This window comes from Kitasatospora saccharophila (genome assembly GCF_039529925.1).
GTDB lineage: Bacteria > Actinomycetota > Actinomycetes > Streptomycetales > Streptomycetaceae > Kitasatospora > Kitasatospora saccharophila.
In genome coordinates this window covers 1-9793 of the sequence record NZ_BAAANS010000065.1, presented here as the reverse complement: position 1 = coordinate 9793, position 9793 = coordinate 1, and the positions used below count along the sequence as shown (strand labels likewise).

At 72.1% G+C, this 9793-nt stretch carries 6 protein-coding genes; 2 read left to right on the top strand and 4 right to left on the bottom strand.

Annotated elements, in window-relative coordinates:
- On the bottom strand, positions 1–1780 hold a 1780-nt coding region (locus ABD345_RS33160), incomplete at its 3' end, for a WXG100-like domain-containing protein (protein ID WP_486327095.1).
- A 289-nt stretch (positions 1781–2069) separates the two neighbouring features.
- Here ABD345_RS33160 and ABD345_RS33155 point away from each other — a divergent pair.
- Together ABD345_RS33155 and ABD345_RS33150 are read left to right on the top strand one after the other, a co-directional pair.
- Positions 2070–3377 carry an SUKH-4 family immunity protein gene (locus ABD345_RS33155; RefSeq protein WP_344557627.1) on the top strand — a complete coding sequence of 436 codons (1308 nt, stop codon included), beginning with the start codon at positions 2070–2072 and terminating at the stop codon, positions 3375–3377.
- Between the two features lie 251 nt (positions 3378–3628).
- Positions 3629–4834: a polysaccharide deacetylase family protein gene (locus tag ABD345_RS33150; RefSeq protein WP_344557625.1), complete on the top strand. Its 1206-nt coding sequence runs from the start codon at positions 3629–3631 to the stop codon at positions 4832–4834.
- 49 nt (positions 4835–4883) lie between these two features.
- Here ABD345_RS33150 and ABD345_RS33145 read toward each other — a convergent pair whose 3' ends face one another.
- From ABD345_RS33145 to ABD345_RS33135, 3 genes are all read right to left on the bottom strand, one after another.
- Positions 4884–6920 carry a transglycosylase domain-containing protein gene (locus ABD345_RS33145; RefSeq protein WP_344557623.1) on the bottom strand — a complete coding sequence of 679 codons (2037 nt, stop codon included), beginning with the start codon at positions 6918–6920 and terminating at the stop codon, positions 4884–4886.
- Positions 6921–7283: 363 nt separating this feature from the next.
- The gene (locus ABD345_RS33140) at positions 7284–8606 is read right to left on the bottom strand and encodes a glycoside hydrolase 5 family protein (protein WP_344557621.1); all 1323 of its coding nucleotides are present in this window, start codon (positions 8604–8606) and stop codon (positions 7284–7286) included.
- A 135-nt stretch (positions 8607–8741) separates the two neighbouring features.
- Positions 8742–9793: ABC transporter substrate-binding protein (locus ABD345_RS33135; protein WP_344557619.1), on the bottom strand; the 1052-nt coding region annotated here is incomplete at its 5' end.

Here is a 9793-nt window from a genome sequence, read left to right as displayed (position 1 = left end):
GCACACCCCCGTGCCCCTCGGACCGACCCTCCCCGTGACGGGACCCAGCGACCGCCGGACGACCCTCCTCCCCGGCCTGCCCCTCCCGACTCCCCTCACCGACAGGCGAGTTGACGTCCGACCGAGGGCCCGGCGCACCCCCGTGCCCCTCGGACCGGCCCTCCCCGTGACGCTCCGCGTGCTGAGCGGGCCCGGTCCCAGTGGCCGAGTCGGAAGGGGCGTGCTGGGCCGGAGCACCGGCGGTGGCGTTGTCGTGGGCCGTCGGCTGGACGCTCGCATGCGGCGAAGTTCCAACCGTGGCAGCCGAGTTGGCGTCGGCCGGGCGGGCCGCGTCCGACACCGTGTGCGCGGCGGGCGCGGGCGCCTGGGTCTCCGGGGCGGACTGCGCGGCGGCGATGCGGGGATCCACCGCGGTCGGACGGGAGGCATCGGCTGCCGGGTGCGCAGTCGGGGCGGGCGACGCCTGGGCCTCCGGCGCGGACTGCTGCGCAGCGGCCCGGGCATCGACAGGGGTCGGCGCCGAAGCCTGCCCCTCGGCCGGACGGGCCGCGTCGGACGCGGCGTTCGCGGTGGGCGCGGACGCCTGGGCCTCCGGCCCGTCCGCACGAGGGCTCGCGGACGGCGAACCCTCCGCCGGGCCGTCGGCGTTCAGCCGGGTGCCGAAGGGGTCGAGCGATGCGGTGGCACGCTGGTCGGACGCGGACGAAGCGGCGGGCGCCGGGGTGGGCGTCGGAACCGGGGGCGGGGCCGGTGATTCCGACGAAGTGTCCCTTCCGGTGGGCGAGTTGACGGAAGAGGGACCACCCGGATCAGGCGCCCGGCCGGTGGGGGCACTGGTGGTCGACGGACCGGCGCTGCCGTTCCCGCCACCACCGGCACCGTCGCCACCGCCGCCGCCACCGGAACTCCCGTTCCCGGACCCCCCGTTGCCGGAGCCACCGCCCCCGGACACCCCACCCCCTGCGGTCCCACCACCCGTGCCACCGCCGCCACCGGCAGCGTCGCCGTCCCCGGCCGGATCGCTCTCGCCGCGGCCGATGGCGGCGGACGCCTCGGCGCGGCCGCGGGCGTGGGAGCCGGCGCGGGAGCCGAGGCCGTCGCGGAGGCTCTCGCCGAAGGTGCTCTTCCAGTTCTCGGCGGCCTCGGCGCCGGCTTCGACGCCCTTCTTGGCGGTGCGGCCGAGGTCGTAGCCGTCCTGGGCGCCGAAACCCTGGTTGACGGTCTGGGTGATCAGGTCGCTGATCATGCCCTGGACGGCGGAGACGATCGGGTCCTTGATGGTTTCGATGACCGCTTCGACGAGGGCGTCGCGGAGTTCCTTCAGCAGTCGGCGCACGATCATCTTGGTGGCCTGGGTGGCGCCGAGGGCGGCGACCTCGGAGAGGCCGAAGGTGAACAGGGCGGCGCCCTGGGCGGCGATGATCTCGGTGGCGAGGATGGCGAGTTGGGCGATGACGGCGATCTTGCAGGCGACCACGATCATCGCGGCGGCGTCGAAGGCGGTGGCGATCAGCCGGGCGGCGGTGGCGGCGTCGGCGAGGTAGCCGTCGCCGCCGGTGGTGAACTTGTCGAAGGCCCGGCCGAAGGCGTCGACGTCGTCGCCGGCATTGGTGGAGCGGACGACGTCGGCGGCGGTCAGGGCCTGCTGGTTGACCTCGTCGACCCGGTCGGCGAAGTCGCGCCAGACCCGGGCGCATTCGCGGAGCTTGTCCTCGTCCGCCTTGGGCCAGTCGAAGCCGAGCATCTCCAGGACCCATTCGAGCGGGCCGGGCAGCATCATCGACAAGGGTCAGTCTCCCCCAACTGACGGAACCACCGCTTCCGGTGACGGATCACCGGCCCCCCGGTGGACGGATGGAGCAGAACGTTGCCCCAGATTCAAATGATAGTCAAATGATCGCATGCACATGATCAAGCACCGACAATCCCATGGCCGCACAAGGGAATTGCCCGGGTGATACCGGACACCCGTTCGTGCTCGGGGGAACCTCCCGCTAGTCTCACTCGGAACCGGGCCCGGGAAGCCCCGGGAGCTCCGGGCGCCGGGACCCACCAACGGAGGAAGCGTCGTGATCACCCAGGAGCAGGCCCTCGCCACCGCCGACCGCTGGCTGAACGGCGGCGCGCCCGCCGAGCGGCGACGCGGGGTGCGGTACCGGGAGTTCAGCCTGGGCTGGGTGGTGTGGGCGGCGCCCGCGCCGCTGGAGCGGGACCCGGTGACCGGGGAGCGGCGCCCGCCGGCGGACGTCGGGGACGCGTGCGGCGTGGTGGACCGGGAGAACGGCGAGCTGAGCGTGTGGTCCTCGGTGCCGGTGGACGAGGTGGTCCGGTCGTACGAGGAGCGGCACGCGCAGCTGTCGCGCCGGACGGGGCCGCCGGCCACCGGGCCGGGGAACACCGCGGTGGCGACGTACCTGGACCCGGGGAGCGGGCAGGAGGTCTCGCTGTTCCGGCTGTCGGCGCCCGGGCTGCCGCCCGCCGAGCACCAGCTGGCGGCCGAGCTGCGCCGCCTGGGCGTTCCGGCGGGCAACGTGCTGGCGGTGCACACCGACCTGCGTCCGGCGTCCCTGCCGGGCGGTTACACCGCGGTGCTGGTGGAGCGGGAGTTCCCGAACGCGGAGTTCTCCTGCTCGCACCTGTACGGGATCTTCCCGGACGAGCGGGCCGAGGGCGTCGCCGCGCTGGCCGACCACGCGGAGCGCACCGCCCGGCTGGCGGGGCAGCAGCCGCCGCCGCGGCCGTGCCGGGTGCCGGCGCCGCGGCCGGGCGAGGTGGACCCGGCGCCGGCGGTGCGGGACGTGGCGCTGGGGCGGCGGGTGGCCGGGGCGTTCGGCGAGGTGGTGCGGTACGACGCGGACGACGTGGCGAACAGCGCACTGCCGGAGTCGGCCCAGTCCACCGTGGTGTGGGCGGGGCTGCCCGCCGAGGTGCCGCTGTTCTTCGGCGCGGACCGTCCGGAGCGGCCGCCGGCCGGCGGGCTGTTCGCCGACCTGCGCACCCACCTGTCGGCCGCCGGGGCCGAGCTGGAGCCGCAGGTGCTGGACGTCCTGGCGGGCTGGACCAGGATCGGGTCGGACGGGCTGTGCGCGGTGGCCGTGCAGTGCACCGACCACGACGGGAGGTCGGGTTCGGTGTGGGCGGTGCACCCGCGCACCGGCAGCGGACGGTACGTCAACGCCTCGGTGTCGGCGTTCCTGCGCAGCCTGGAGTCGCTGGTGGCGGCCCGCGCCGCGCTGCCCGGGCTGGACCCGTACGCCGCGGCGGGCGTGGTGGCGGCGCTGCAGGACGAGTTGGCGGCGATCGACCCGGAGGTGTTCGTCAAGGAGTCGGCCTGGTGGAACGTCGTCGTCGAGCAGATGTGGCACGGCCTGTTCTGAGCAGGCGGGCTCCGCTTCCGGGGTGCTGCGGGGCACGGTCCGCGGCCGTTCCCTGGCCCGGCCGGGGATCCGCCCGCGCCGACAACCGCCACCCCCCTACAGTCGTCCAATAAAAAGATGGTGCGATGTCCGCTCGTGCCGTCACAGCGGTGCGACGGCGCGAGCGGAACAGGACGGGGAACGGCGGAGCGGTGAAGAGCCACAGGCGCAAAGAGAGACCCGGCAACCGGAGCCGAAACGTCAAGATCGCGTTGGCGGTGCTGGCCGGCTGCGCGGTCACCGCGCTCGCACTGACCCTGGTGCTGGACGACGGCGGGGAACCGGGCCGACCGGTGTCCTCCGACGCCGGGGCGGGTGCCGGGGCGTCCGCCCCGGCCTGGGACGGCAAGGTGAAGGTGCTGGGCGACGGCTCGATGTCGGACACCGGTCCGCAGCCGCACCAGCTGAAGGTCGAGAAGCTGAAGCCGGGCGAGAAGCCCCCGCAGTTCGTGGTGTTCTCCTGGGACGGCGCGCTGGAGAACGACGACCACCTGTTCTCCCGGTTCCGGGAGCTGGCCAAGGCGAACGACGCGACGATGACGTTCTTCCTGAGCGGCATCTACCTCGTCCCGAACGAGAAGCGCAGCCTCTACCAGGCGCCCCAGCACTCCCCCGGCAGCTCGGCGATCTCCTTCCCCACCGACGAGCACGTCAAGGAGACCCTGGCCCAGCTGCGGCTGGCCTGGCAGGACGGCAACGAGATCGGCACCCACTTCAACGGCCACTTCTGCACCGACGCCGGCGACAGCGGGGGCGGCTCCACCTGGAGCGTCGACGACTGGAAGCAGGAGATCGACCAGGCGTACTCCTTCGTCGCCCACTGGAAGACCAACACCGGGTTCTCCACCGAGGCCCCGCTGCCCTTCGACTACGCGAAGGAGCTGGTCGGCGGCCGGGCCCCCTGCCTGGAGGGCCAGAAGAACCTGCTGCAGGCGGCGAAGACCTACGGCTGGCGCTACGACGCCAGCTCCCCGGGCGAGTTCCAGGTCTGGCCGACGAAGGCGAACGGCATCTGGAACTTCCCGCTGCAGCTGCTGCCGTTCGGCAACACCCAGGTGCTGTCGATGGACTTCAACTTCCTGGCCAACCAGTCCGGCGCCAGCACCGAGGGCGACCCGAAGAAGTACTCGGCCTGGGAGCAGCAGACCCGCAACGGCTACCTCGACGGCTTCGAGCGGGTCTACAACGGCAGCCGGGCCCCGCTGTTCATCGGGAACCACTTCGAGACCTGGAACGGCGGCATCTACATGCAGGCCATCCAGGACGTGATGCAGACCGTCTGTAAGAAGGACGGCGTGCGCTGCGTCTCCTTCAAGGAGCTCGCGGACTGGCTGGACGCCCAGGACCCGAAGGTGCTGGACCAGCTGCGCCGGCTGGACCCGGCCGAGGCCCCCGACTGGCCGACCTACCTGAAGTGACGCGTCCGGGGGCGGGGAGGGCGCGCCCTCCCCGCCCCCGGACCGCCGGTCAGTGCGCGGTGGCCTTGGTGTAGGCGGACCATATCCCGGCCGGGACCGTCGAGTCGGGGACGTTCTGGGCGGCGCCGCCCACCCCGGTCAGCGGGAGCAGTTCCAGGGTCTTCAGGTCGAGCCGGAACAGGGTGACCGCGGTGGCCACGTCGCCCCGGTAGCCGACGTACCAGCCCGCGTTGCGCTCCTGGGTGGTGCCGGGCTTCCCGGCGCCGTCGGCGGCGGCCTGCCGGACGCCCTTGTCGGCGCCCTCCTTGACCGCGCCGCGCAGCGCGGCGTCGACCTGGGCGGCCACCTCGGGGGTGACGGCCTGGACCTTCGCGGGCTTGGCCACCGGCACGTCGGCGCCGTTCTGGCTGACGCTGCTGACCGAGTAGGGGTCGGTCCGCTTCCCCTCGGCGTCGAAGGCGGTGTAGGCGTCGGCCAGCCGGATCGCGCTGGGGGTGGAGTTGCCCAGCGCGTAGGCGGGCGTCAGTTCGCCCATGCTGTCCGGCAGCAGCCCGAGGTCGATCGCGGCCTTGCGGACGTTGCCGAGCCCGACGTCCATGCCGAGCTGCTGCACCGGGCCGTTGACGGACTGTTCGAGCGCGGCCCGCAGCGTGATGCTGCCCCAGCTCTTCCCGCCGTCGTTGGCCGTCTTGGCCTTCTTCCCGTCCCGCCCCCAGTAGGGCCCCTCGGGGGTCTGCAGGTCGACGCCGTTGTCCCCGTTGTACGTGGTGCCGGGCGTCACCGGCGTCCTGGCCCCGTCCCGTTCGCGCTGGACGCCCTGGCCCAGGCCGGCCGCGTACACCAGCGGGGCGAAGGCCGAGCCCACCGGCACGTTGACCGTGTTGGCGTTGTCGAAGCCCTGCTTCAGGTAGTCGGGCCCGCCGTAGACCGCCAGGATCCGGCCGTCGGTGGCCACCGAGGCGGCCCCCAGGTGCACGTTCTGGTCGGCGGGGCGGTGGTCGGGGTCGAGCTTCTTCTCGGCGGCCTGGACGGCCTCGGTGAGCGCCTCCTCCTTCGGCTTCTCGAAGGTGGTGTAGATCTGGTAGCCGCCCAGGTCGAACCGGGCCGGGGAGATGTCGGCGTGGCTCTGCGCGTAGCTCTTGGCCAGGTCGACCAGGTAGCCGGTCTGGCCGTTCAGCCCGACCAGCGGCGGCACCGGGTTCGGCTCCGGGAACGCGGTGTACCGGGCCCGCTCGGCCGCCGAGAGCTTGCCGATCTTGACCATCCGGTCCAGGATCCACGACCAGCGCTCGACCGCCCGGGCGTGGTTCTCCGGACCGGCCGCCGGGTCGTACAGCGAGGCGCCCTTGAGCAGCGAGGCCAGGAACGCGCCCTCGCTGACGTTGAGCTCGGAGACGTCCTTGCCGTAGTACGCCTGCGCGGCCCGCTCGATGCCGTAGCTGCCGCGGCCGAACCAGCTGATGTTCAGGTAGCCGCTGAGGATCTCCTCCTTGCTGTCCTGCTGGTCCAGCTTCAGCGCGATGAACATCTCGTCGAGCTTGCGGGAGAAGTCCTGCCGCTGGTTCAGGTAGGCGTTCTTCACGTACTGCTGGGTGATGGTCGACCCGCCCTGGGTGTCACCGCCCGAGCCCATCCGGTAGACCGCCCGGGCGATGCCCGAGACGGAGATCCCCGGGTCCGAGTAGAAGGTCTCGTTCTCCGCCGCCAGCACCGCCCACTGCACCTGCGTGGGCACCTCGTCCAGCGGCACGTCCTGCCGGTTGACCAGCCCGGTGCGGGCCATCTCGGTGCCGTCCGACCAGTAGAAGACGTTGTTCTGCTGGGTGGCGAAGGCGTTCAGGTCGGTGGGCACCTCCGTGGTCGCGTACATCACCCCGGCCGTGACCACCAGCAACCCGAACGAGCCGCCCGCCAGCAGCAGCCACTGCCGCCAGGACGGCAGCCAGCGCAGCACCCCCCGGCGGCCGCTGCGCGGGTAGTCGATCCGGCGCCCCCAGTCCGGCACCCAGCGCCGCCACCCGTCCCGATCGGCCCGCGGGTAGTTCAGCCGCGACCACGACCACGACCGCCGTCGGCCAGCCACCATCAGACTCCGATCCCTACGCGGGGCGCGTCCCTCGCCCACAGCTCAGACGCCCCAACCTCACCACACGTTTCATCCAGCCCCCTGTGATCGCGGTCACGGGGACCGGATCGTGATGGTGGCAGACGAACGAGAGACTAGATCAGGGGCGCGGGCGAGAACGGCGGGAGGCGAAATCAGGGGCTCGGGGAACGGCGAGTCCGTGCTGCCGGCGGCCGGAGCCCATCGAAGGTCCGTGCTGCTGCGTGCCTGAAACAGAACCCGAAGCGGCGGCACCCGACGGCAGCGCACCACCCGCAGCCACGACCTCGCCGTTCCCCGAGCCCCCGGACGCGCGCACGCGTGAGCCCCTCGTGGCGCCTTTCGTCAGCTCGAAGAGGCCATCGCCTTCGCGTGGGCCGCGAAGAGCTGCGCCGTGGTGCGGGTGGGGTTGGCCGGGTCGTTGTTCCACATGACGCGGTGGCCGTCGTAGTCGGGGTAGAAGGAGCCGTCGTCGACCCGGGAGGTGAGCAGCCAGAACTGGTCGCCGGCCGCGCCGGAGGCGAGCGCGGCGTCGGTCCACGCCCGGTACGCGGCGTCGCGGGCCGCGGTGTCGGCGATGTCCCGGCCGGCGTCGATCTGCAGGCCGAACTCCTCGACGACGACGGGCTTGCCGAGCTTGCGGCCGTCGGCGAGGTGGTCGGTGATCCAGCGGGTGCCCCAGTCGGTGGCGTTGGTGCCGGGCTTGCTGCCGCTGGTCTCGCCCCAGTTCTGCGGGTAGACGTGCACGGTGCCGTAGTCGACGGCGGGCAGTGCGGTCAGCTTGAGCCAGTCGTTGCCCTCGTAGTTCGAGTAGGGGTAGTCGGCCTCGTCGGCCCGCCCGTAGAAGCCCTCGTCGCCGACGGCGAGCAGCTGGCGCGGGGCCAGCGACTTCACGTACGCGCTCATCTCGCGGGCCCAACCCAGCAGCGTGGCGCCGGACTTGTCGCTGCGGCAGCGCGGCTCGTTGGCGAGCTCCCAGGCCATGACGGTGGGGTCGTCGGCGTAGCGCAGGCCGGTGTGGCGGTTGCGGCGCTGGATCACGTGCTTGGCCCAGGCCCGGTACGCCTTGCGGCAGTTGGCGTCGGTGTAGAACCTGTCGTGATGGGTGCCGTCGCCGTAGGAGTCGTCGGCGAGGCCGAGGAACCAGGACACGTACTGCTGCATGCCGCCGTAGTCGGGCCAGTTGTTGACCAGCGGGAGGACGAGGCGCAGACCGAGCTGTCCGGCCTTCTGCACGGCGTAGTCGAGGCTGTCGAAGGCGGCCTCGTCGTAGCTGAACGGCTTGGGCTGCAGGGCCCGGTAGGAGCGGCCGTCGCCGTCGGCGAACGCCCAGGCGCGGACGACGGTCAGGCCCATCGCGGCGGCGTCGTTCAGCACCGCGTCGATCATGTAGTGCGACTGCTGGTGCAGGTAGTAGCAGTTGGTGCCGCCGAAGCGGAACTTCTCGCCGTCCAGGCGCAGTTCGCCGCCGCGCGCGGTGACGAAGGCGCCGCGGCCCCGGCCGGAGCCGTTCTCGCCCTGGCCGTTGGAGCCCTGGCCGTTGGAGCCCTGGCCGTTGGAGCCCTGGTCCGCGGAGGCGGTGCCGCCGAGCAGCGGGGCGGCGGCGAGGCCGAGGGCGGCCGCGCCGAGCAGGGTGCGGCGGCGGGTGGTGCGGGGCTGGTCGTTCACGTGCGTCCTCCGGACATGCGGATGGGGTGGGGGTGGTGCCTGGGGGGATCGTGAAGTCCCTGGAGGGGGTGCGGCGCGGCCGGAGGGGTTCCGGCCGCGCCGCGGGGCACTGCTCGGTCAACTCGACCGGTGGGGTCAGCCGTTGACGGTCTTCTGGGCTTCGGACCACTTCTTGTTCAGCTCGGCGAAGTAGCCGTCCTGGTCGCCGGAGGCCGCGCCGCGGGCGATGTCGACGAGCTTCTGCCGGTAGTCCGGGGCGTCCAGGTTGATCTCCGCGCCCTTGTCGATCTTCTTGACGGTGGCGGACTTCTCCTGCTTCTGCCCGATCAGCCGCACCCCGTTGTCGGTGAACGGCTTCAGCGTGGCCGGCAGCTCGGCGCCCCGGACCGAGGAGATGCCCTGCTCGGCCTGCGCCGCACCCGACTTGGTGATGTACCAGTCCAGCCAGGCCCGCGCCGCCTCCTGGTTCTTGGAGTGCTTGTTGATCGCGTACTTGTAGTCCGGCTGCAGCACCGTGCACAGCTTCCCGGACGTCGACGGGAACGGCATGTAGCCGATGTCGTCCGGGTTCGCGCCCGCCTTCGACGCCGCGTCGCGCATCTGCGACACCGACCACGAACCCAGGTACATCGCCCCGACCTTGCCCGTGCCCAGCATCACCTTCGACTGGTCCCAGTTGGTGGTGGTCGGGTCGTCCTCGGACAGCTTCCGGCTGACGATCGAGTACACCAGGCCGTCGATGGTGTTCAGGTCGCCCCCGGCCGCCCACGGCTGCGCGGTGGTGGCCAGCGCGTCCTTGGCGCCCTCGTCGCAGGACGGCGAGCCGACCGCGTCGGTCCACTGCCGCAGCGGCCAGCCGTCGTGGTAGTTCGTGTAGTACGGGGTCGCCGCGCCCTTGGCCTTGATCGCCTCCAGGTCGGCGAGGAACTCGTCGGGCGTCTTCGGCCACGCCGTGACGCCCGCGTCCGCCCACACCTTCTTGTTGTAGACGAAGCCGGTCACCGTGCCGAAGTTCGCGATGCCGTAGACCTTGCCGTCCACCGTCGCGTAGTCGGTCCACTGGTAGGTCTTCGACAGCTCGTCCGAAGCCCCCAGCGAGGAGAAGAAGTTCGGGAACTGGGCGATCGAGAGGTCCGAGGGGATCGGCAGCACGTCACCGTAGTTCTCGGTGTTCATGCGGATCTTGA

What these genes read in the sequence shown, in the direction of transcription:
- ABD345_RS33145 (WP_344557623.1), bottom strand. Translation starts at nt 6,920, where the DNA reads ATGGTGGCTGGCCGACGGCGGTCGTGGTCGTGGTCGCGGCTGAACTAC.